We start from the raw sequence: 21639 nt of genomic DNA, 5'->3' as shown, positions 1-21639 counted from the left end.
CTACCCCGTCGATCGGGGGAGAGGTGGCGCTGCGAAGCAGCGACGGAGTGGGGGTCGACCCATCCCTCGATCTACGTTCGCCAAAATACTTTAGTCCAGACTTGACAATTGTCGCCTCCGCCACAATACTCAAGTCCATGCTTAACTATTCCGAGATCGACAGCATCCTCCGCGCTCTTGTCGAGCCAACGCGTCGCCAGATCCTGGAACGGTTGAGCCGCGGACCGGCCACCGTCAGCCAACTGGCGGAGCCTTTCGGCATGACCTTCGCCGCCGTCTTGCAGCATCTGCAGGTGCTGGAGGCCTGCGGGCTGATCCGCAGCGAAAAGATCGGGCGGGTGCGAACCTGCCGGATCGAACCGGGCGGGCTCGCTCCGCTCGCCGACTGGATCACCGAACGCCGCATACCGGCGGAACGCCACCTCGACCGACTTGGAGAGATTCTGGCCGAGACTGACCAACCATCCCCGAAAGTTCAAGATCAGGAAAAGGACGAGCAGACATGAACCAGATCGCCCCTGTGAAAGACGAGCATTCCGTCATCCATTCCACATTCACCATCGAGCGCACGTACCCGCAATCGCCAGATCGCGTCTTCCATGCCGTCGCCGAATTCAGCTTCGATTTCCGTGTCGGCGGTGGCGAGGTTTCACGCTTCAGCTATGGCGGCGGCCCGGAGATCAGGCTCGACGCGCAGTTCCAGGACATCGTTCCCGATCAGCGCATCGTGTTTTCCTACCGGATGGCAATCGGGCCGCAGCCAATGTCGGCATCGCTGACCACGGTTGAGCTGACACAATCGGGTGATGGCACAAGGCTGACCTATACCGAGCAGGGCGCCTTCTTCGATGGTGTCGATTCCGCCAAAGGGCGGGAGGAGGGGACGCGCGGGCTGCTGGAGGCGCTTGCCGCGGAACTCCAGAGGTCAAAAGCCTAACACTGCCCGACGACGGCTTCGGTCAGACGCCGTTGGTGGCGATCCAGATGACATGGCGCGCGCCGCGCTTGCCGTTGGCGCGCGTGTTGACCTCCTGGACGGCGAAGCCCGCCTGTTTCAGCCGCCGCGTGAAGCCGCTGTCCGGCCCTTGCGACCACACCGCCAGCACGCCGCCCGGCTTAAGGGCGGTGCGTGCGGCGCCGAGGCCCGCGAGGCTGTAGAGAGCGTCATTGCCCTTGTGGACGATGCCTTCGGGGCCGTTGTCGACGTCGAGCAGGATGGCGTCCCAGGCCGCGGACCCAGACCGGATCAATTGCCCGACATCGGTCTCCTGGATGGCGACGCGGGGGTCGTCGAGACAGCCGCCAAACACCTCCGCCATCGGGCCGCGTGCCCAGGCGACGACCGCCGGCACCAGTTCCGCAACAACGATGCCGGCATCCTCGCCGAGTTCGGCCAGAGCGGCGCGCAGCGTGAATCCCATGCCGAGGCCGCCGATCAGGATCCTCGGCTGGCGATGGCCCGCAATCCTTTGGCAGGACAGTTTCGCCAGCGCTTGCTCGGAGCCGCTGAGGCGGCTGTTCATCAGCTCGTTGGTGCCGAGCATGATCGAGAATTCGCTGCCGCGCCGCTTGAGGCGAAGTTCCTGGGCGCCATCCCCGGTCTTTGCCGAATCGAGATGGACCCAGGGGATCATGGTTTAGACGGCCAGCGCCGGCTGGCTCCAGCGAGCGGCGAGCAGCCGGTAGGGGATGAGCGCGACCACCGCGATGATCAGCTTCACCGCGAGATCGCCCAGCGCCCAAGAAACCCAGCGCATGGCCTCGACATGGAAGACGCCCATCAGCGGCGCCGTCTCGAGCGCGAAACGGTCGTTGGGGCCTGCAAAAGCGAAAGCGGCCGAGAAAGCGACGGTGAAGAACACCATGGTGTCGAAGACCGATCCGACCAGCGTGCCGACGATCGGCGCCCGCCACCAGCTCTGCCGGCGCAGCCGGTTGAACACGGTGACGTCGAGCAGTTGCGCGCACAGGAACGCCGCGCCTGAAGCGGCAGCGATGCGTACCAGCCGGTCGGCCGCCGTTTCGAATTCGATCAGGTCATGGCGGAACAGGAAGGGCGGGACGAGGATCGAGCAGACCACCGCCGTCATGAAGCCGACAAAGACGATCCGGCGCGCCACGGCAGGGCCATAGCGGCGGTTGGCGAGGTCGGTGACCAGGAAGGAGAAGGGATAAGTGAAAGCGCCCCAGGTGAGCAGGTCGGCCAGAGACAGGCCGCCGATCTGCCCCTGCATCGGGAACTGCACGAGGATGTTCGACGCCACGACAACAAGCGCCATGGCGGCCACGAAGGGCAGATATCGCGAGAAGGAAGTCATTTTTTTATCCTGGGTAATGGAACCAGCGGAGCATCATGCCCATCGGGGCCGTGCTCGCTTCGTAGTCGAGCACCGGATTGTCGAACCCTTGCGGATCCATCCGATGCTCCAGGCCAACAAGTTGGCCTGGGCGGTCCCCCGCCTTTATCCGATGTTAGGCAGCGACCTGTTCGGCCAGCTTCTTGGCGATCTGCTTCTTCAGCAGGCGCGCGCGCTGCGACAGTTCCTTGACGTCGGCCTTGGCCAGGAAGGCGTCGAGGCCGCCGCGATGTTCCACCGAACGCAGCGCGTTGGCCGAAATGCGCAGGCGCACATTCTGATTCAGCGCTTCCGAGATCAGCGTCACATTGACGAGATTCGGCAGGAAGCGACGCTTGGTCTTGTTGTTGGCGTGGCTCACATTGTTGCCGGTCTGGACTGCCTTGGCAGTGAGTTCGCAGGTGCGGGACATAATTCTAACCTTCAATTCTCTCGGGACCTGCCAAACCTTTGTGCCCACGCCGGGTGGCGCGCGGTTCTGGTCAGGCGGCCTTATGGAAAAAGTTGGCGTTCCATAGTTGCATTTCAGCGGGGCGTCAAGCTCCGGCTTCGCCACGGAAGCGCCCGGCATTTCATATTAAGGCCGGATTTCATCCTATAAGCGATCTCATAGGGACACGCCAGACCGGGGTCGCCCGCCTCCGGCCGAAAATCAAGGATCCGATCCCGCATGCTTTGTTTGTCTCACGCGCTTGTTGCCGCGCTTGCCGTCGCCTTGCCGTCCGCCGCGTCGGCTGCCTCGCCGCAGTCTTTCAAGGGCGAGTACACGGTGTCATTTCTTGGTCTCTCGATCGCGAGATCGACCTTCTCAAGCCACTATGAGAACGGCGCTTATGCGATCGACGGCACTGTCAGCGCCGCCGGACTGGCCAAACTGTTCGACGACACGCGCGGCACGATCTCATCCAAGGGCACGATTTCCGGCAAGAAAATGGTGCCCCAGGCGTTCCGCGCCGATTATACCTCGGGCAAGAAGGTGTCGGCGATCGACATTCGCTTTGCCAATGGCGCCGTCACCTCGACGCAGGTCATCCCGGCGCCGGGCCAGCGCGACCCCAACGACTGGGTGCCGATCGGTGCCGGCGACCTGGCATCGGTGCTCGATCCGATGGCGGCGACCGTCATCCATGCCGACAGCCTCGACCAGGTCTGCGGCCGCACGGTGAAATTCTATGACGGCGAGATGCGCGCCAACCTGACGCTGACCTACGCTTCGAAAGGCACGATCTCGGTGCCTGGCTACAAGGGTGACACCATCACCTGCCGGATGGGCTTCGAGCCGGTGGCCGGCTATCGCAAGGGCCGCAAGGCGCTGGAGTTCCTGAAGAACAGAAGCCGGATGATGGTGACGTTTGCACCGCTCGGCCAAACCGGCGTATATGCGCCGATCCACGCTACGGTAGGGACCCAGATCGGTCCGCTGACCATAAGCGCGAGACGGTTCGAAGCAGTCGAGTAATCTTACGCAATTTCGGGACGACCACCACCACGCGGTTTCCAGAGATTGTGGTGGGCGCCGCAGTGCGCCGTCGGGGGCAGGAATGGGGCGCGCAACACTGATCGGCTTTTCAGCGGTCGCCATGTGGGCGCTTCTGGCGCTGCTCACCGATGCCTCCGGCAAGGTGCCGCCGTTCCTTTTGTCGGCGATCACCTTCTCGATCGGCACCGGCGTCGGCCTTGTCGCGCGGCTGTTCATGCCGGCCGCCGAGAAGAGCCCGAAAATACCGCCGCAGGTCTGGGTGATCGGTATCGCCGGCCTGTTCGGCTACCACTTTTTCTATTTCACCGCGCTACGCAACGCGCCGGCGGTGGAGGCGAGCTTGATCGCCTATCTGTGGCCCCTGCTGATCGTGCTCGGCTCCGCGCTGATGCCGGGCGAAAAACTGGCGTGGAACCATGTCGTCGGCGCGTTGCTCGGTCTGGCCGGCACGGTGCTGATCGTCACCAAGGGCGGCGGGCTGGCCTTCGATGCGCGCTACACCTTCGGTTACGCCATGGCTGCCGTTTGCGCCCTGCTCTGGTCGTCCTATTCGCTTTTGTCGCGGCGCTTTCCTTCGGTGCCGACCAGCATCGTCACCTGGTTCTGCGCGGCGACCGCCGTGCTGTCCCTCGCCTGCCATCTGGCGCTGGAACAGACAGTGTTGCCAAATGGTGCAGGCCAGTGGCTGGCCGTGCTCGGGCTTGGCCTGATGCCGGTGGGTGCGGCCTTCTATGCCTGGGACATCGGCGTCAAGCGCGGCAACATTCAGGTGCTGGGCGCCGCAAGCTACGCGGCGCCGCTGCTCTCGACGCTGGTGCTGATTGTGGCCGGCGTCGCCGAGCCGTCGCTGCGCATCCTCGCCGCTTGCGTGCTCATCACCGGCGGCGCGGCCTTGGCGGCGAAGTCGCTGTTCCTGCGCAAGCCGGCCGCCGCCGAGACCGAAGCCACGGCATCCGAAAGCGGAGCCGCGGCATGACCATGCCGTTTGCCGGCGGCATCGACGCCAATGCCAATGCGACGCTGATCTTCTCGCTGGTGGCGGCGGTGATCTACGCCTTCACGCTGGGCATGCCGCCGAGCCTTGCCCGCTCCGCGGCTAAGGCGCTCGCAGTCGCGATGCTGGCCGTGCTTTCGGCGCTGCAAGGCGGCCCGCTGTTGTTGGTCGCGGCGCTTGCGCTCAGCGCGGTGGGAGACGCGTTCCTGTCGCGCGACGGCGAAAAGGCATTTCTCGGTGGGCTCGCAAGCTTCCTTGTCTCCCACATCGTCTACATCGCGCTGTTCCTGCGCAGCGGCGGCGGGTTGGGGCTGCTTGGCGCCGAGCCCTGGCGCGGGGCGATCGCGCTGGCACTGGCGGTGTTCGCCATCGTCATGCTGGCCGCGCTCTGGCGTCGTGTCGGCCCCGGCCTGCGTGCGCCGATCGCCATCTATGTCGTGGCGATCCTGGCGATGGGCATGGCGGCGCTGACCACCAACAGCGCCTGGGTCATCGGCGGCGCGGTGCTGTTCATGGCATCGGACGGACTGCTGGCCACCGAGAAATTCCTGGTGGCGGCCATCTCGCCGCATCGCGCCTGGATGCGTTTGGCCGTCTGGGTGCTGTATTACGCGGCCCAGCTTGCGATTACGCTTGGCTTCCTGCTGGGTTAGGATTCCAGCCCGGCTCAGCCAGTTCGAAGGCGGCAAAATCAAAGCCCGGCGCGACGGTACAGCCGACCAGCGTCCATTCGCCCAGGCTGCGCGCCGATTGCCACCAGCCCGCCGGCACGACGATCTGTGGCCGTTCGCCGGCCGCGAGTTCGATGCCGAGCACCTGCTCAATGACCTGGCTGCCCTTTGGACCGCCTTCTTCCCACATCGACAGCGCCAGCGGCGCGCCGGCATGGAAATGCCAGACCTCGGCTGCATCCTTGACCCGATGCCAGGCCGAAAGCTGGTGCTGTTCCAGCAGGAAATAGATGGCGGTCGAATGGCCGCGCGCTCCGCCGGCCTCGTCACGAAAGGTTTCCGCGTACCAGCCGCCTTCCGGATGCGGCTTCAGTCCGAGTGTCGCGATGATTTCTGCTGCGCTGGTCATCGGTCGCAGGCACTCAGAAATTGTCCTTGCGCTTGCGGATTTCGGCGAACACCTCGGCATCCCCGGCCTTTTCCATACCGAGATGCTTGCGGATTGCCGGATCGTGCCAGCGCAGGAAAGGATTGGTCGACAGTTCCTCGCCGATCGTCGTCGGCAGTGTCGGCTTGTTGTCGACCCGCAGTGCCTCGATCCTGGCGGCGCGCTCCTTCAATGCCGAATTGGTCGGGTCGACGGTCAGCGCGAAACGGGCGTTGGCAAGCGTGTATTCATGGCCGCAATAGATCGTCGTCGCGGCGGGAAGGGCTGCGAGTTTCTTCAGCGATTCATACATCACCGGCGGCTTGCATTCGAACAGCCGCCCACAGCCGAGCGCGAACAGCGTGTCGGCGGTGAACGCCACCTGCGATGCCGGCAGATGATAGGAGACATGGCCGGCGGTATGGCCGGGTGTGGCGATCACCTCGATGCGCTCGTCGCCGAGATGTAGCACGGAGCCGCCCTCGACGGTTTCGTCGATGCCGGGAATCTTGGCCTTTTCCGCCTCCGGGCCGACGATGCGCAGCTTGAAGCGTTCCTTCAGCGCCAGATTGGCCTCGACGTGGTCCATATGATGATGCGTGGTCAGGATCATCGTCGGCGTCCAGCCGGTGCGCTTGATCGCGGCCAGGATCGGCGCTTCCTCGGGCGCGTCGATGATCGCCGTCTGCCCGCTTTTGGGGTCATGCACCAGCACGCCGAAATTGTCCGTGCGGCACATGAATTGTTCGATTTCGACCGCCATCGCGTCTCTCCTTTTGTCGCCGCAGACATAGGGCGCCGGAGGGCGGATGTCATCTACGGGATGACAGAATGTCATTCCCGGGGAGGACAAATACCATCGCAATGTGTCGACCGCCTCAGGGCCTTTTGTTGAAACCGGCCGATATCACGGCTACATCCCTGACATGCATTCCGACATCGTCGACCTTCGCTCCTTCTATTCGACAACGCTTGGCCGGTTCGCCGAGCGTTCGATCACCATGGCGCTGTCGTCGATATGGGCCGCTGTCCCCAATGAACGGCTGGTGGGCCTTGGCTATACCTTGCCGTGGCTGGAGCGTTTCGGCTCCGATGCGGAGCGGGTCTTCGCCTTCATGCCGGCAACGCAGGGCGCCGTGGTGTGGCCCGCGACGGGGCCGACGGCGACCGCTTTGGTCTTTGATGAGGAACTGCCGCTGGTCGATTCCTGCATCGACCGCATGCTGCTCGTCCATTCGCTCGAACATGTCGAAAATCCGCGCGAGACGCTCAACGAGATCTGGCGGGTGCTGTCGCCCGCGGGGCGCGTCGTCATCGTCGTGCCCAACCGGCGCGGTGTCTGGGCGCGCTTCGAGCACACACCGTTCGGCAATGGCCGGCCGTTCTCGCGCGGCCAGCTGACGGAACTGCTGCGCGAGGCGAATTTCACGCCCGCCGCCTGGTCCGATGCGCTGTTCTTCCCGCCATCGCGGCGGCGCTTCATGATGCGCTTCCACAATGTGCTGGAGCGCGCCGGCCGGCGGCTGTGGCCGATCTTTTCCGGCGTCATCGTCGTCGAGGCGCAGAAGCGGCTCTATCAGGGCGTGCCGGTCGCCCAGCGCGCCTCGCGCCGCGTCTTCGTGCCGGTGCTGTCGCCACACGGCGCGACGCGACTCGGCCGCCGGGCCGAGGCGGCCGGCGCGGCCATGCCGTCTCGCCAGGTGAAACCTTCGTGATCGTGCTAGAAACGCGCGCGGCGCGTCCTTCCTCGACCTATCTGTCGTGGTGAACTCGCAGCCTGCCTGATATGCGGATGCCGTCATCATCCGGTTTCAGCATCGCACCTGAACGCAAGGACCTCTGACATGGCTGATCAACTTGACAATCAGGCCACCGTTCAGCCGGTCGCCGTCGAAGCCAGCAGCCTGCGTGATCAGGTTGCGACGATCAGACGGGCGCTGGTGGTGTCGCCGGTTCGCAAATGGCTGCTGTGGACGTCGGTCGGCATCATGGCCGTCATCATCGCGACCTCGATCGGCCAGGTCCTGCTCAACCGCTGGAACCAGCCCTTCTACGATGCGCTGGCGCGCCGCGACATGGCGGCTTTCCTGCACCAGCTCCTTGTCTTTGCGATGATCGCCGGCGGGCTGCTGGTGCTCAATATCGGCCAGACGTGGCTCAACCAGATGATCCGGCTGAAGTTGCGCGAGGCGCTGACGCTCGACCTGATCGACCAGTGGATGCGGCCGGTGCGCGCCTTCCGGCTGGCCAATGCCGGCGCCATCGGCGTCAATCCCGACCAGCGCATGCAGCAGGATGCGGCGCATCTGTCCGACCTGTCGACCGATCTCGGCGTCGGGCTTTTGCAGTCGCTCATCCTGCTCGTGTCCTTCGTCGGCGTGCTGTGGGAACTGTCTTCGGGCTTCGTCTTCCACATCAATGGCTGGTCGCTGGCCATACCGGGCTACATGGTCTGGGCGGCGTTCCTCTATGCCGGCACCGCCTCCTGGCTGAGCTGGCTGGTCGGGCGGCCGCTCATCAAGCTGAACAGCGACCGCTACACACGGGAGGCGGAGCTGCGCTCCTCGATGGTGCGCGTCAACGAGAATGTCGATGCCATCGCGCTGTACCATGGCGAGGCCGACGCCAAGCAGCGGCTCGAACTCGACCTCGGCACGGTGCTGGGCGCCATGCGGCGCATCTATACCGCGCAGATCAACCTGTCCTGGGTGACCGATACCTATGGCTGGATTACCGTCGTGGCGCCGATCCTGGTTGCCTCGCCCGTCTATTTCTCGGGCGATATCAGCTTTGGCGGGCTGATGATGGCGGTCGGTGCCTTCAACCAGGTCCATTCCTCGTTGCGCTGGTTCATCAACAATATCGGCAGCATCGCCGATTGGCGCGCCACGCTGATGCGTGTCGCCGACTTCCGCATCGCGCTCGATGAAACCGACGTGCTGCACGACACCGAAAGGCGTATCACCTTCGATCAGAACGCCAATGGCAGCCTGACGTTCGAGAAGCTGCAGGTGGCCTCGCCGGAGGGCTGCACGAAACTCTCCGACCAGCATGTCGAAATCCGCGCCGGCGATCGCGTGATGATCACCGGCGAACCCGGCGCCGGCAAGACGCTGTTCTTCCGCGCCATTGCCGGGCTTTGGCCCTGGGGCAGCGGAAAAATCGGCCTGCCGGCCGGAGAAACCCTCATCTTCGTGCCGCGCGTGCCGTATTTGCCGGCCGGCACGTTGCGCGAGGTGCTCAATCACGCCAACGGGCATGCGCCCGCGAGTGACGCCGAGATTGTGGCGGTACTGGCCGAAATTGGTCTGGAACGGCTGTCGTCCTCGCTCGACCGCGTCGGGCGCTGGGACCATGAATTGGGCGATGACGAACAGCGCTTGCTGGGCGTGGCCAGGCTCGCCTTGCGGCAGCCGAAATGGGTGATCATCGACGAAGCCATGGATGCATTCGACGGCCCCTCGCTGCGACGTGTGCTCGCGATGCTGGAAAAGCATCTGAAGGGCGCCACGATCATCAACATCGGGCGCGGCCAGCACAATATTCAGTTCTTTCCGCGCGGCCTGACGATCGTCAAGGATTCCGGTGCGCCAGCGCTGAAGCCCGCCCACGTCAGGGCCGGCGCCATCGATCCACCGCCGGTCGCGGTCCGCCGCAAGAAATAGGACCGCTTTCCCGCACTCTCGCAGCAAGCTTTATTTCGCCGCGATCGCGAAGGAAGATTTCCCCGAGAAACAAAACTTGGCGGTGGCGATGCTTGATGCTCTGCGCCTGCTTGCCTGTCTTGCCTGTGTCCAGCCAACGCCCGTTGCCTCGCCATCAAGTGCGCTGGCTGTTGACGTCGAATTGGTGTTGGCGGTCGATATATCCCTGTCGATGGACGAGAAGGAATTCGCCCTGCAACGCGCCGGCTATGTCGAGGCGCTGCGCCATCCCGACTTCATCCAGGCCGTCCGGTCCGGCAATACCGGCCGCATCGCGATTGCCTATTTCGAATGGGCCGGCACGGTGCGCGACGACGCGGTCATCGATTGGCAGATCATCGATGGCGCGCAAAGCGCCAACAGCTTTGCCGACAAGGTGGCGGCGCGCCCGTTCCGGAGTTTTCGCGGTACCTCGATTTCCACGGCAATTGCCTTCGGCACAGAGCTGTTCGGCAGGACGAATTTCGCCGGTGAGCGCAGCGTCATCGACATGTCGGGCGATGGCCCCAACAATATCGGGCCGCCGGTCACCGCGACGCGCGATGCGGCAACCGCAAAAGGCATCATCATCAACGGCCTGCCGATCCTGATCAATCCATCGCCCACCTTCAAGCATCTCGACCAGTATTATGCGCAGTGCGTGACCGGCGGACCCGGCTCATTCGTGCTGCCCATCTACTCGGCTGCCGAATTTTCCACCGCCATCCGGCGCAAGCTGATCCTCGAGGTGAGCGGCATTCAGCACAAGGCCAGCATCATCCCTGTCGATGCGGACGCGCCGATCGACTGCCTGCAAGGCGAACGCGACAGGCGGTTCCTGTCGGATCCGTATTTTCCGGAACTCGACCGGTGAAATTGCGCAAGAGCACCTGCGGCCGGCCGTCGAAGGCACCGATTCCATTACCTCTGGCGTAATCGCTTTGCGTCAGGCATTCCGGCAGATTTGGCCTTGCGAGGCCGGTTGGTCGGTCTCGATGCAAAGGGAGTTACGTCATGACCGCTTACGCCATCGCCCATATGCGCCAAGTCACGATGGGGCCGCAGATCGTCGAGTATCTGCACAAGATCGATGCCACGCTGGAACCGTTTGGAGGCCGTTTCCTGGTGCATGGCGGCGATGTGGAGGTGATCGAGAACGACTGGCCGGGCAACCTCATCATCATCGAATTTCCCGACCGGCAGCATGTGCGCGAGTGGTATGCTTCGCCCGCCTATCAGGCAATATTGGCCTTGCGCACGGAGAACTCCCAATCCGATGTGGTGTTTGCCGACGGCGTCGAACATCCGCACAAGGCGACGGATGTCCTGGGCTAGACGTGCCTTATCGTTTCAGCAGGAACACCGCCTGCTGGCCAAAGAAGTTCCAGAACCACCAGGGCATGGACAGGCCGATCTTCTGGCCGGCGGCGTCGAGCGCGGTTGCCTTTTCCACCGTCGCGCCAAGCTCTTCGCACAAATTAACGAAGTCGCGGATGGTGCAGAAGTGGATGTTGGGGGTGTCGTACCAGGAATAGGGCAGGTCCTGGGTCACCGGCATGCGGCCCTTGACGAACAGCGACAGACGCACCCGCCAATGGCCGAAATTGGGGAAGGAGACGATCGCCCGGTTGCCGATGCGGAGCAACTCGTCGAGCACCAGCTTCGGGTTGCGCGTCGCCTGCAAGGTCTGCGACAGGACGACGAAGTCAAAACCCTTGTCGGGATAGAATTCGAGATCCTTGTCGGCATCGCCCTGGATGACGGAGAGGCCGCGCGCCACGCATTCGTTGACGCCGCGCTGCGACAGTTCCAGTCCGCGGCCGTCGACCTGCTTGGTGTCCTGCAGCAATTCAAGCAGCGAGCCGTCGCCCGAACCAACATCGAGCACGCGGGACTGCGGTGGGATCAGATTGGCGACGACCTCGAGGTCGACGCGCTGGCTGCCGTTGACGCTCATGATGTCGTCTCCTTTGCGGCGCATGATCCCGATCCCGAAAGTCTGCAACTTTCCGGGGTCATGCGCTTAGCCCTCTCGCCCGTGCTGCGGAGCCGATGAAGCCGTTGATGGCGGCGAACAGTTCCGGCTCGTCGAGCAGGAAGGCATCGTGGCCACGGTCGGTCTCGATCTCGACGAAGGACACGGACGCGCCGGCCGCGTTGAGCGCGTGCACGATCGAGCGGCTCTCTTCGGTCGGAAACAACCAATCCGAGGTGAAGGACACCAGGCAGAAGCGGGTTTTGGTGCCGGCAAAAGCATCCGCCAGCCGCCCGCCATGATCTGCGGCGAGATCGAAATAGTCCATTGACCGCGTCATGTAGAGATAGGAATTGGCGTCGAAGCGGTCGACGAAGGTCATGCCTTGGTGGCGCAGATAGCTTTCGATCTGGAAGTCGGCGTCGAAGCCGAAGGTCAGCGCCTCGCGATCCTGCAGATTGCGGCCGAATTTCCGGTGCAGGGCGGCTTCCGACAGATAGGTTATGTGGGCGGCCATGCGCGCTACCGCCAACCCCTTTTCCGGGCGTTTGCCGTTTTCGAAATATTTGCCGCCGTGCCAGTCCGGATCGGCCATCACGGCCTGCCGGCCGACCTCATGGAAGGCAATGTTCTGCGAGGAATGGCGCGCACCGGTGGCGATCGGCAGCGCCGAAAAGACACGCTCCGGATAGCTTGACGCCCATTCCAGCACCTGCATACCGCCCATCGAGCCGCCGAGCACGCAGAACAGTTTCTCGATGCCGAAATGGTCGATCAGCATCTGCTGCGCCCGCACCATGTCGCGGATGGTGATGACCGGCAGGTCGAGCCCATAGGGCTTGCCGGTGGCGGGGTTGGTCGATGCCGGGCCGGTTGAACCCAGGCAGCCTCCGATGACGTTGGAGCAGATGACGAAGAAACGGTTGGTGTCGATGATCTTGCCGGGGCCGATCAGCACTTCCCACCAGCCCGGCTTGCCGGTCACCGGATTGGTGTTGGCGACATGCTGGTCGCCGGTCAGAGCATGGCAGACGAGGATGGCATTGGAGCGGGCATCGTTCAGCGTGCCGTAGGTCTGGTAGGCGATCTGGAACGGCGATAGCAGCGTGCCGGCGTCGAGCTTGAGCGGCTTGTCCGCCCCGAAGCGCAACACCGGGCTCGACGGCTGGTCGGCTTCGTTGTTGGTCTTTCCTGCGCGCAGAGCGGCCATTCTTGTCTCACCTGCTGCATCATATCAGGCGAAAAATCGCCGTCGATGCGTCCATCCGGCCGGCCGCGGACAATAAAAAACCGGCATTGCCTTCGCAAAGCCGGTTACGTCACGCAAACGGCCCTTTAGCGAATTGTTTAACGTGGCTGCAAGCCGACCGGCCAAATCACCACGGAACTCTTGCTGCCCTTCTAGAACTCGCCCGCGCTGCCGTCAATGCCGACATCTGGGCCGACATCTGGGCCGGCTGCTGGCATCACTGCCACCTCTCGACATTATCGGCCACGGCTTGTATTTCCGCTGCGGCCTCCGGATCGAGGCATTTTCGATGGATTTTGCAAAAATGAACCAGACACCGGATCAGGCACGTCCAACCCCGCGCGCGGGTATCATGGACATCGACGCCTATGTGCCGGGCAAGAGCGCCGCACCCGCCGGTGTCGCCAAGGTCTACAAGCTATCGTCCAACGAGAACCCGCTTGGCCCGTCGCCGAAGGCGATCGAAGCCGCGCGTGAAGTCGCCGCCAGGCTCGACATCTATCCCGACGGTACCGCCAGGCGGCTACGCGAGGCGATCGCGGAAGTGCATGGCCTCAACGCGCAGAACATCATCTGCTCCAACGGCTCCGACGAGATCCTTGGCCTGCTGGCGCAGACCTATCTGGCGCCCGGCGACGAGGCGATATTCACCGAACACGCCTTCATGGTCTACAAGATCTACATCCAGTCGGCCGGGGCTGCGCCGATCGCGGTCAAGGAGACCGATGAGCGGGCCGACATCGATGCGATACTGGCGGCCGTCACGCTGCGAACCAAGATCGTGTTCCTTGCCAATCCCAACAATCCTACCGGCACCTATGTGCCGTTCCAGGAGGTGCGCCGCCTGCATGCCGGCCTGCCCAGACATGTGCTGCTGGTGCTCGACGCGGCATATGCCGAATATGTCCGCCGCAACGACTATGAGGCCGGCATCGAACTGGTTGGCAGCGCCGAGAACGTGGTCATGACCCGCACCTTCTCCAAGATCGGCCTCGGTGGCGCGCGGATCGGCTGGATGTATGCGCCCATGCACATCGTCGATGCGATCAACCGCGTGCGCGGTCCCTTCAACGTCAATGCGACGGCGATCGAGGCCGGCATCGCGGCAATCCGCGACCGCGCCCATGTCGAGCGCAGCGTGGCGCATAACGAGACCTGGCTGACCTGGCTGAGCCAGGAGATGACTGGGCTCGGGCTGCGGGTGACGCCCAGCGTCGGCAATTTCCTGCTCATTCACTTTCCCGATGATCAAAAGCATTCGGCGGCCGCGGCGGACGACTATCTGACCGCGCGCGGCTATATATTGCGGCGCGTTTCCGGCTACGGCTTCCCCAACGCGCTGCGCATGACCGTCGGCACGGAAGAGGCCAATCGCGGCGTCGTCGCCGCGCTCACGACATTCCTGAAAAGCTAGAACGCCCGAAAAGCAGGAACACCATGACATCACCGATGTTTGAAAAGATCGCGCTGGTCGGCATCGGCCTGATCGGCTCGTCGCTGGCCCGCGTCATCCGACGCGAGGGTCTTGCCGGCCACGTTGCCATCTCGACCCGCAGCGCCGCGACGCTGAAGCGGGCGGAAGAGCTTGGACTGGGCGATTCCTACACGACCGACGCGAAGGAAGCGGTCCGCAATGCCGACCTGGTCATCGTCTCGGTGCCGGTCGGCTCGTCCGGTGCGGTGGCTGAGGAGATCGCACCGGCGTTGAAGAAGGGCGCCATCCTCACCGATGTCGGCTCGACCAAGGCGTCGGTCATCGCCCAGATGCAGCCGCATGTGCCTGATGGCGTTCATTTCATTCCCGGCCATCCGCTGGCGGGCACGGAAAAATCCGGACCGGATGCCGGTTTCGCCGATCTGTTCGACAATCGCTGGTGCATCTTCACGCCGTTGCCAGGCACCGATCCAGACGCGCTTGAGAGGCTGTCGGAATTCTGGCGCCGTTGCGGCGCCAACATCGACACGATGGATCCCCAGCATCACGATATGACGCTCGCCATCGTCTCGCATCTGCCGCACATCATCGCCTACAACATCGTCGGCACCGCCGACGATCTGGAATCGGTGACCAAGACGGAAGTCATCAAATATTCCGCCTCCGGCTTTCGCGACTTCACGCGTCTGGCCGCCTCCGACCCGACCATGTGGCGGGACGTCTGCCTGCACAACAAGGACGCCATTCTCGAAATGCTGGCGCGGTTCTCGGAAGATCTGGCATTCCTGCAGCGGGCGATCCGCTGGGGCGATGGCGACAAATTGTTCGACCTGTTCACCCGCACTCGGGCGGTACGCCGCTCAATCATCGAGGCCGGCCAGGATATCGACGTGCCGGATTTCGGCCGCCAGGCGTTCGAGCACCCGTCGAAGAACTAGGCTGTTTCGGGCCAGGTCGCCGCGACCATGGCCAGCGTCTCGGCCCGGTCCGGCGCGCCGAGCCTGCCGCCAAAGCGCAGGCATTTGAGCGCGGCGGCGGCACTTGCAAAGCGCAAGGCCTGCTCGATCGGCATGGCCTCCGCCAGTCCGACAGCAAGGGCGCCGTGAAAGACGTCGCCGGCGGCGAGCGTGTCAACCGCCTTGATCTTCGGTGCCGCGACATGACGGGATGATCCCGCCGCGCGATCGAACCACCAGGTGCCTGCCGCGCCGCCGGTGACGGCGACGAACGCATCGGTGCGGGAAGCCATGTCGGTGCAAGCGCTCGCCAGATCCAGCGCCTGGCCGCAGATGATGCGGACGGCGGGCTCCGAGGCGACGATGTGCGAAGCCAGCGGCAACAGTTGCTCCAACACCGCCAGCGGGGCTGTGTCGGCATCGAGGATTGCCGGCCGGCCTGCCGCGCGCGCTGCCTTGAGGGCAAGCGCCGCGGCACCCGGCCAGCGCACGTCCACCAGCACGGCATCGAATGCCGTGATGTCGGCGAAAGGCAATGCCTCTGGATCGGCCTGGGCCAGGCTGTCATAGAAAGGCACGATGATGCGCTCGCCATGCGCGTCGACCAGGATCGAGGCCAATGCCGAGCGGGCGCTGCCGACGCGGCGGACATAGCCGCAGTCGACACCCTCGGCCTCGATCCCGGCGATCAGCTGATCGCCAATGAGGTCGTCGCCGGCGCTCGCCCATAGCGACACCTCGGCGCCCAGGCGATGCGCGGCGCAGGCGGCACTGGTGGCCATGCCCGAGGCGATCTGCACACCGTCGGCGGCGATGAACTTGCCCTGGTGCGTGGGCAGCGTCTCGACACGCAGGATGGTGTCCAGCGTCAGCGCGCCGACGCTGAGGAGCCTCGGGGGGCTTGCCATGGTCGCGCTATTGCACCGGCTTGATCTTGCCGAGCGGGATGAAGCCGAGCGAGGCTTTGCCCTTGACCACTTTCAGCGGCATCGACGGTTCGCTGCCGAGCATGGCGAGCGCGGCAAATCCCTGTTCGATCGCATTCTTCTGCTCGGGTATGGCGCCGGCAAGGATGGCCGCCACGGCCTTCGGATCCTTGATCCTGATCATCAGATCGGCGTCGACCAGGCCTTCGGCGTCGACCGACAGCGGCCCGGAAACGGTGACCCGCGCCGTGCCCGACGACAAATCGAGGTTGCGGATCTCTACCCTTTGGCCGCGAAGGCTCGTCACCTGCGTTCCGATCAGCGCGACACCATTCTTCAGCGTGGCGTCGCCGCTGGCATCGAGCGCCGGCAGCACGCGGCCGCCGATCGCATCCGGGTCGATCTCCAGATCGGTGAAGCTGCCGGCATAATCGACGTCCTGACCGTTCGGCTGCAGCTGGCCGGCCGCCCTGCCGGCGCTGAACAGTTCCACCGGGTCGGTGTCGTCGGCCGGGTCCGTCTGGCCCGACAGGCCTTCCGCCTGCAGCGCAACGCGCTGCGGCAGCGGCCATGAAAGCTTGACCTTGGCCTGCAGATTGTCCCAGTCGATCCACAGCGGCACCATGCCGGGGACGGAGGTCCTGAGCGGACCGCGCAGATCGGCGACCGGCGACAAGGGCTGGATGATCTGGGCGACGGCATTGAAGGAGCCGGCCGAGGCTGCGATGTTCTTGGCATCGTCCTCATACGCCAGATTGTCGCAGGAGACGGTAAAGCTCAGGGGATAGCCGCTGACCTGGAGATTGGCGCAGCCGGCATTGATGCCGCTCTTGTTGAGCGTGGCGACCGCCTTGTCGGCCTCGACCCTGACCCTGTTGGCCAGATAGAACCAGCCGCCGCTGTAGATGGCGAACAACACAACGATGAACGCCACAAGCCAGAACAGGCCGCGGCGGGACTTTGGTTGGCGTTCGTCACTTGACGTCATGCTTTGGCTCTCATTAACCCACGGTGTTGGTGGACGAACCTTCGATTCCAACAACCAGGTAGACATTGACGGATAGGTAGCCGGGGACGGGCGGAAAAAACACCGGTTTCCGGTGCGGTGTGGCCATTCTTTTTGCAATCAGGCACGGCGATATGGGCGATTTTTGGGTGTTTGGCTACGGTTCGCTGATCTGGCGGCCGGGTTTCGCACATGTCGAGACACGGCGCGCCCATCTGCACGGCTACCGCCGCTCGCTCTGTGTCTATTCCTTCGTGCATCGCGGCACGCGCCAGCGGCCCGGGCTGGTGCTTGGCCTCGACCATGGCGGCTCCTGCGTCGGCCTGGCTTTCCGCGTGCCCGGCGAGTTGCGCGACGAGGTCATCGCCTATCTGCGCGAGCGCGAACTCGTCACATCAGTCTATCTCGAACGCACGCTCAAGGTCCGTCTCGAGGGTGACGGCACGGTCGAAGCGGTCGCCTACATCGTCGACCGCAAGCATGAGCAATATGCCGGCGCGCTGGATGCCGCGCATGCGGCCGCGGTGGTGCGCGGCGCTGTCGGCCAATCCGGCAACAACGAGGATTATGTGCTCAGCACGTTGAAGCATCTGGAAGCATTGGGCATCCGCGACCACTGGCTGGAGGATGTGGCACGGGGGATAGCGCCATCGTGAATGGCTGGCTCTGCGGAAAGAGGGGATCAGGCCTTTGACCTCGAAGCGGCACGACCTAGCTTAGGCTCCGAACCCAGCCAGCGGGCTGCATGCGCCCCATCCCAATCATCACGGAGAACCATCTTGCAGAAACGCCGTCTCGGTCGCACCGACCTTTCCATCGCGCCGCTGGTTCTGGGCGGCAATGTCTTCGGCTGGACCGCCGACGAGAAAACCTCGTTCGACCTGCTCGACCGCTTTGTGGCGGGCGGACTGAACGCCATCGATACGGCCGATGCCTATTCGCGCTGGGTGCCCGGTAACAAGGGCGGCGAATCGGAAACCATCATCGGCAACTGGATGAAGGACCGTGGCAACCGGGACAAGGTCGTGGTGATCACCAAGGTCGGCTCGGATATGGGGCAGGGGCACAAGGACCTGTCCGCCGCCTATATCGAAAAGGCCGTCGAGGCCTCGCTGAAGCGGCTGCGGACCGATGTCATCGACCTCTATCTGTCGCACTGGCCGGACCCGGCCACGCCCTATGAGGAAACGCTTGGCGCCTATGAGAAGCTGCTTGCCAAGGGCAAGGTCCGGCACATCGGCTGCTCGAACCTCGACGCCGGCCAGTTGCGCGCCGCGCTCGACGTGGCGAGCCTGCGAAGCCTGCCGCGCTACGAGGTGCTGCAGCCGGAATACAATCTCTACGACCGCTCCTCATTCGATGGGCCGTTGCGCGATCTGTGCGTGGCCGAGGATATCGGCGTGATCACCTATTTCAGCCTGGCCAAGGGCTTCCTGAGCGGCAAATACCGCAGCGAGGCCGATCTTGGCCAAAGCGAACGCGGCGAGGGCGTCAGCAGCTATCTCAACGCGCGCGGCATGCGCATTCTGGCCGCTCTCGATGCCATATCCGCCAAGCATTCGGCGAAACAGGCGGAAGTCGCTCTTGCTTGGGCGATCGCGCGGCCAGGCGTCACCGCACCGATCGCCAGCGCCACTAAGGCCAGCCAGATGGACAGCCTGATCAAGGCGGCGTCGTTGAAATTGACCGCCGACGACATGGCCGAGCTCGACAAAGCGAGCGACTGAGGCTTCGGCCGCGATTAGAGCAGCTCGCCGTTTCATGGAAACGGCGAACCGCTCTATCTCTTCCTCTTGCCCCAAATCCCAAGGGAAAACGCTACGCGCTTTTCCCGGGAAAACCGCTTCACGCTTTTCCTGGAATTGTTCCATCCGCACGAACGTCCAAGACCACCCTCCTGCCTTGCCATAGTGTCCTCCGCTATTGGCAAGACAGAGGGTGCAATGACCGAGCCGCTTCTTTTGCAGCCGCAGCTTTGGCGACCTCTGCTCGCCCTGGTGCTGGCCGCCACGGTGGTCATGGGCAGCCCAGGGCCGGCAACGATAAGCGTCACCGCTGTCGGCGCCGCCTTCGGCCTGCGCGATTCTGTGCGCTACACCTGGGGGATCGTTCTCGGCACGGTCGCCGTGCTGCTGGTGGTGGCGACCGGGATCCTGGCGGTGCTTGGGTCGATGCCGAAGCTGGCACCGGTGCTGGTTGTCGCGTCGGCGGCCTACATCCTCTATCTCGCCTTCAGGATCGCCACGGCGCCGCCGCTGGCAGCACGCACGGCCGAGGCTGCGCGCCCGACCTGGCTGGCCGGGTTTCTGCTGGCGGTCGCCAACCCGAAAGCCTATGTGGCGATCGCCGCCGTATTCGCCGGCACCTCGTCGAACCAAGGCGGTGCGGAACTCGGCCTATGGCTGAAGCTGACGGTTCTGGCCGGGATGATCGTTGTCATCCACGCCGTGTGGCTGCTTGCCGGCGCGGCGTTCGCGCGCTTCCTGCGGAGGCCTGTCGCTTCGCGGATCATCAACCTGATCTTTGCCGCGACGCTGGTGCTGACCACCGTGCTGGCTGTCTACGGCTGATTGCCTGGCTGGAGGTCTTCAGACCTTCGCGCCGAGCTCCCGCAGCCGCTTCAACGCCGTCGGCGGGAAGGCGGGCGGGTTGGCCGCGCGGGACGCTTCGACGAGCATCTGGTCACAAGCCGCTTCCGTCTCGCCGATCAGGCGCGCCATGAACTCGTCCTTGCCGAGGCCCGGTGGGATCGGCGGCAGGAAACGCGCCTTGATGGTGCCGGGATAGCGCAGGAATTTGCGTCGCGGCCAATAGAGGCCGGCGACATGGGCGACCGGCACCACCGGAACACCAAGCTGCGTGTAGATTTCGACGATGCCGTATTTGTAGGCCGGCTCGTCGCCCGGCGCCCGGCGCGTGCCCTCGGGATAGATGATCAGCTGGCGCGGGTTGCGCGCCATCTCTTCCTTGGTTGCCGCGACCACCGCCTTCAAGGCCTTGGAGCGGCTGCCGCGATCGACCGGGATCATGCGCATCTTCATGATGTACCAGCCGAAAAACGGGATCCAGGTCAGCTCGCGCTTGAGGATGTAGAGCGGGTCCTGGAGGAAGGGGAAGAAGGCGATCGCGTCCCAGAACGACTGGTGCTTGGGCGCCAGGATGAAGGAGCCTTCGGGCAGGTTTTCCTGTCCGGTGATGTCGTTCTTGGTTCCGGCGATCTTGTCGTAGAGCCACATGCAGCTGCGCGACCAGAATTTCGGCACGAACCAGGCGCGGTGGCGGGGCGACAGGAAATAATAGGGGGTCCAGAGGATCATCTGGACGATCAGATTGACGTAGAAGACGAAATTGAACGCCAGCGATCTGACATAGAGCATGGGGGAGGTCCGGTGAGGAAGTGTGCGTTGGTTACACCAAGCGCGGGGAAAAAGGAAATGGCGCAGGCGTGTCCCGACTGATGTGAAGCATGGCTCACGCCAGCGCAGGCATGCTAGCCCAATCGCGCCAGCCGCTCCTTCAGACGCGGTGCGGCAAAGTCAAGGAAGGCGCGCAGCTTGACCGGCAGCAGGCCGTGGCCCGCATGCACCAAGCTCACCGGCCACGGTTCCGGCTCGAACTCTTGCAGCACGATGCGCAGCATGCCGGACCGCACGGCGGCATCGACCTGATAGGAAAGCACTTTCGTCAGCCCGACGCCGGCAATCGCGGCATCGACCGCCGCCTCGGCGGTGTTGACCTGCAGGCGCGAGCGGACCTGGACCGTGACGTCCGTCTTGCCTTTGGCGAAGCTCCACGGGGCGGCGGAGGAAAGTCCCTCGAAGGTGATGCAATCGTGGGTGCCGAGACCTTCCGGGATCGTGGGTGTGCCGTGTTCAGCCAAATAGGCCGGGCTGGCGCAGACAACGCGGCGAATCGAGCCGACGCCAATGGCGACCAGGCTCGAATCCGGCAACTGGCCGATGCGCAGCGCGAGGTCGAAATGGTCCTCGACCAGCTGGGTTATGCGGTCCGCCAGGGTCAGGCGGATATCCACGTCGGGATAGGCCGAGAGAAAGCCGGTGACCACCGGCAACACATGGAGACGGCCAAACACGACTGGCGCGGTGATGGCCAGCTCGCCGGTCGGTGCGCTGTACTCGCCGGCCGCGGCGCGTTCAGCCTCGCCAACGTCATCGAGGATGCGGCGGCAGGCCGCAAGATAGGCCTCGCCGGCATCGGTCGGCGTCAGCCGGCGCGTCGAACGGTTCAGCAGGCGGGTGTTGAGATGGCGTTCGAGATCGGAAACCTTGCGGCTGACGGTCGCCAGCGGAATGCCGAAACGGCGGGCCGCGGCGGAAAGGCTGCCGGCCTCCACCGCCGCGACAAAGAGCGACATGGCTTCGAGACGATCCATCACTTCTTCCAGAAAATGGAAGGAATGATTGCAGATATGCCATCTGCATTTCAGGAATGGAAGGGGTTATATATCGGGTTCGCAGCC

The 21639-nt window shown here is 64.0% G+C and carries 25 protein-coding genes and 1 riboswitch; of the genes, 14 read left to right on the top strand and 11 right to left on the bottom strand.

Translation table 11 applies throughout. The annotated features are described in order from the left end of the window. Positions 1-137 precede the first annotated feature (137 nt). Positions 138-506, top strand: a complete 369-nt coding sequence (locus tag ACVILI_RS00580) for an ArsR/SmtB family transcription factor (protein WP_019861449.1) — start codon at positions 138-140, stop codon at positions 504-506. Continuing rightward, on the top strand, positions 503-937 hold the full coding sequence (locus ACVILI_RS00575; RefSeq protein WP_457102279.1) for an SRPBCC family protein: 435 nt from the start codon (positions 503-505) through the stop codon (positions 935-937). The genes ACVILI_RS00580 and ACVILI_RS00575 overlap by 4 nt, the downstream gene beginning before the upstream one ends. Before the next feature lie 22 nt (positions 938-959). Here the strand turns inward: ACVILI_RS00575 and ACVILI_RS00570 are convergent, their stop codons facing one another. The 3 genes from ACVILI_RS00570 to rpmB form a co-directional block, all read right to left on the bottom strand. Beyond that, positions 960-1634, bottom strand: a complete 675-nt coding sequence (locus ACVILI_RS00570) for a spermidine synthase (protein WP_038649962.1) — start codon at positions 1632-1634, stop codon at positions 960-962. A 3-nt stretch (positions 1635-1637) separates the two neighbouring features. Beyond that, complete coding sequence (locus tag ACVILI_RS00565) at positions 1638-2318, bottom strand: queuosine precursor transporter (RefSeq protein ID WP_038649960.1); 681 nt, start codon at positions 2316-2318, stop codon at positions 1638-1640. 154 nt (positions 2319-2472) lie between these two features. Then, positions 2473-2769: a 50S ribosomal protein L28 gene (gene rpmB / locus ACVILI_RS00560; protein ID WP_010911765.1), complete on the bottom strand. Its 297-nt coding sequence runs from the start codon at positions 2767-2769 to the stop codon at positions 2473-2475. A gap of 258 nt (positions 2770-3027) precedes the next feature. Between rpmB and ACVILI_RS00555 the strand changes: the two genes are divergently transcribed. From ACVILI_RS00555 to ACVILI_RS00545, 3 genes are all read left to right on the top strand, one after another. Beyond that, the gene (locus tag ACVILI_RS00555) at positions 3028-3816 is read left to right on the top strand and encodes a DUF3108 domain-containing protein (RefSeq protein WP_038649959.1); all 789 of its coding nucleotides are present in this window, start codon (positions 3028-3030) and stop codon (positions 3814-3816) included. 82 nt (positions 3817-3898) lie between these two features. After that, the gene (yddG, locus tag ACVILI_RS00550) at positions 3899-4813 is read left to right on the top strand and encodes an aromatic amino acid exporter YddG (RefSeq protein WP_038649958.1); all 915 of its coding nucleotides are present in this window, start codon (positions 3899-3901) and stop codon (positions 4811-4813) included. Continuing rightward, the gene (locus ACVILI_RS00545) at positions 4810-5484 is read left to right on the top strand and encodes a lysoplasmalogenase family protein (protein WP_038649957.1); all 675 of its coding nucleotides are present in this window, start codon (positions 4810-4812) and stop codon (positions 5482-5484) included. The genes yddG and ACVILI_RS00545 overlap by 4 nt, the downstream gene beginning before the upstream one ends. On the opposite strand, the gene ACVILI_RS00540 is transcribed toward ACVILI_RS00545, so the two are convergent. Then, entirely contained in the window at positions 5459-5911 is a 453-nt protein-coding gene (locus tag ACVILI_RS00540; RefSeq protein WP_038649956.1) for a cupin domain-containing protein, read from the bottom strand. The genes ACVILI_RS00545 and ACVILI_RS00540 overlap by 26 nt on opposite strands. Before the next feature lie 13 nt (positions 5912-5924). After that, positions 5925-6692 (bottom strand): hydroxyacylglutathione hydrolase, encoded by a 768-nt coding sequence (gene gloB / locus ACVILI_RS00535; RefSeq protein ID WP_038649955.1) that lies wholly within the window; start codon positions 6690-6692, stop codon positions 5925-5927. A gap of 163 nt (positions 6693-6855) precedes the next feature. On the opposite strand from gloB, the gene ACVILI_RS00530 reads away from it, so the two are divergent. The 4 genes from ACVILI_RS00530 to ACVILI_RS00515 all read left to right on the top strand — a co-directional run bounded on the left by ACVILI_RS00530 (position 6856) and on the right by ACVILI_RS00515 (position 10947). Then, positions 6856-7644, top strand: coding sequence for a class I SAM-dependent methyltransferase (locus ACVILI_RS00530; RefSeq protein ID WP_019861437.1), 789 nt, complete (start codon positions 6856-6858; stop codon positions 7642-7644). A gap of 129 nt (positions 7645-7773) precedes the next feature. Continuing rightward, positions 7774-9594 (top strand): ABC transporter ATP-binding protein/permease, encoded by a 1821-nt coding sequence (locus ACVILI_RS00525; protein ID WP_038649954.1) that lies wholly within the window; start codon positions 7774-7776, stop codon positions 9592-9594. Between the two features lie 88 nt (positions 9595-9682). Then, positions 9683-10486 carry a DUF1194 domain-containing protein gene (locus ACVILI_RS00520; RefSeq protein WP_038653423.1) on the top strand — a complete coding sequence of 268 codons (804 nt, stop codon included), beginning with the start codon at positions 9683-9685 and terminating at the stop codon, positions 10484-10486. A gap of 140 nt (positions 10487-10626) precedes the next feature. Continuing rightward, positions 10627-10947, top strand: coding sequence for a DUF1330 domain-containing protein (locus tag ACVILI_RS00515; protein WP_019861434.1), 321 nt, complete (start codon positions 10627-10629; stop codon positions 10945-10947). A 7-nt stretch (positions 10948-10954) separates the two neighbouring features. On the opposite strand, the gene metW is transcribed toward ACVILI_RS00515, so the two are convergent. Both metW and metX read right to left on the bottom strand, forming a co-directional pair. Beyond that, positions 10955-11569, bottom strand: a complete 615-nt coding sequence (metW, locus tag ACVILI_RS00510; RefSeq protein ID WP_027047441.1) for a methionine biosynthesis protein MetW — start codon at positions 11567-11569, stop codon at positions 10955-10957. 58 nt (positions 11570-11627) lie between these two features. After that, a complete protein-coding gene (metX, locus tag ACVILI_RS00505; protein ID WP_069090249.1) occupies positions 11628-12797 on the bottom strand; it encodes a homoserine O-acetyltransferase MetX in 1170 nt (389 codons plus the stop codon). A gap of 105 nt (positions 12798-12902) precedes the next feature. After that, a riboswitch (SAM riboswitch) is annotated at positions 12903-12980 on the bottom strand. Between the two features lie 160 nt (positions 12981-13140). Between metX and hisC the strand changes: the two genes are divergently transcribed. Both hisC and ACVILI_RS00495 read left to right on the top strand, forming a co-directional pair. After that, positions 13141-14250: a histidinol-phosphate transaminase gene (hisC, locus tag ACVILI_RS00500; RefSeq protein ID WP_027047440.1), complete on the top strand. Its 1110-nt coding sequence runs from the start codon at positions 13141-13143 to the stop codon at positions 14248-14250. Between the two features lie 23 nt (positions 14251-14273). Further along, on the top strand, positions 14274-15209 hold the full coding sequence (locus tag ACVILI_RS00495; protein ID WP_240565030.1) for a prephenate/arogenate dehydrogenase family protein: 936 nt from the start codon (positions 14274-14276) through the stop codon (positions 15207-15209). Here ACVILI_RS00495 and ACVILI_RS00490 read toward each other — a convergent pair. Beyond that, the gene (locus tag ACVILI_RS00490; RefSeq protein ID WP_038649950.1) at positions 15206-16135 is read right to left on the bottom strand and encodes a sugar kinase; all 930 of its coding nucleotides are present in this window, start codon (positions 16133-16135) and stop codon (positions 15206-15208) included. The two genes, ACVILI_RS00495 and ACVILI_RS00490, sit on opposite strands and share 4 nt — an antisense overlap. Before the next feature lie 7 nt (positions 16136-16142). Continuing rightward, entirely contained in the window at positions 16143-17141 is a 999-nt protein-coding gene (locus ACVILI_RS00485) for a DUF2125 domain-containing protein (protein ID WP_027047439.1), read from the bottom strand. Positions 17142-17293: 152 nt separating this feature from the next. Between ACVILI_RS00485 and ACVILI_RS00480 the strand changes: the two genes are divergently transcribed. The 3 genes from ACVILI_RS00480 (at position 17294) to ACVILI_RS00470 (ending at position 19729) form a co-directional block, all read left to right on the top strand. Continuing rightward, a complete protein-coding gene (locus ACVILI_RS00480; RefSeq protein ID WP_084791690.1) occupies positions 17294-17815 on the top strand; it encodes a gamma-glutamylcyclotransferase in 522 nt (173 codons plus the stop codon). A 123-nt stretch (positions 17816-17938) separates the two neighbouring features. Then, positions 17939-18886, top strand: a complete 948-nt coding sequence (locus ACVILI_RS00475; protein WP_019861423.1) for an aldo/keto reductase — start codon at positions 17939-17941, stop codon at positions 18884-18886. A gap of 216 nt (positions 18887-19102) precedes the next feature. Next, positions 19103-19729, top strand: a complete 627-nt coding sequence (locus ACVILI_RS00470) for a LysE family translocator (RefSeq protein WP_038649948.1) — start codon at positions 19103-19105, stop codon at positions 19727-19729. Positions 19730-19747: 18 nt separating this feature from the next. Here ACVILI_RS00470 and ACVILI_RS00465 read toward each other — a convergent pair whose 3' ends face one another. Then, positions 19748-20536: a lysophospholipid acyltransferase family protein gene (locus ACVILI_RS00465; RefSeq protein WP_019861421.1), complete on the bottom strand. Its 789-nt coding sequence runs from the start codon at positions 20534-20536 to the stop codon at positions 19748-19750. Between the two features lie 113 nt (positions 20537-20649). After that, a complete protein-coding gene (locus ACVILI_RS00460) occupies positions 20650-21552 on the bottom strand; it encodes a LysR family transcriptional regulator (protein ID WP_064981010.1) in 903 nt (300 codons plus the stop codon). Positions 21553-21639: the final 87 nt, after the last annotated feature.

This window comes from Mesorhizobium sp. USDA 4775, assembly GCF_054062655.1.
The sequence above is the reverse complement of the archived record's forward strand: the minus strand, read 5'-3'. Positions and strand labels throughout refer to the sequence as shown.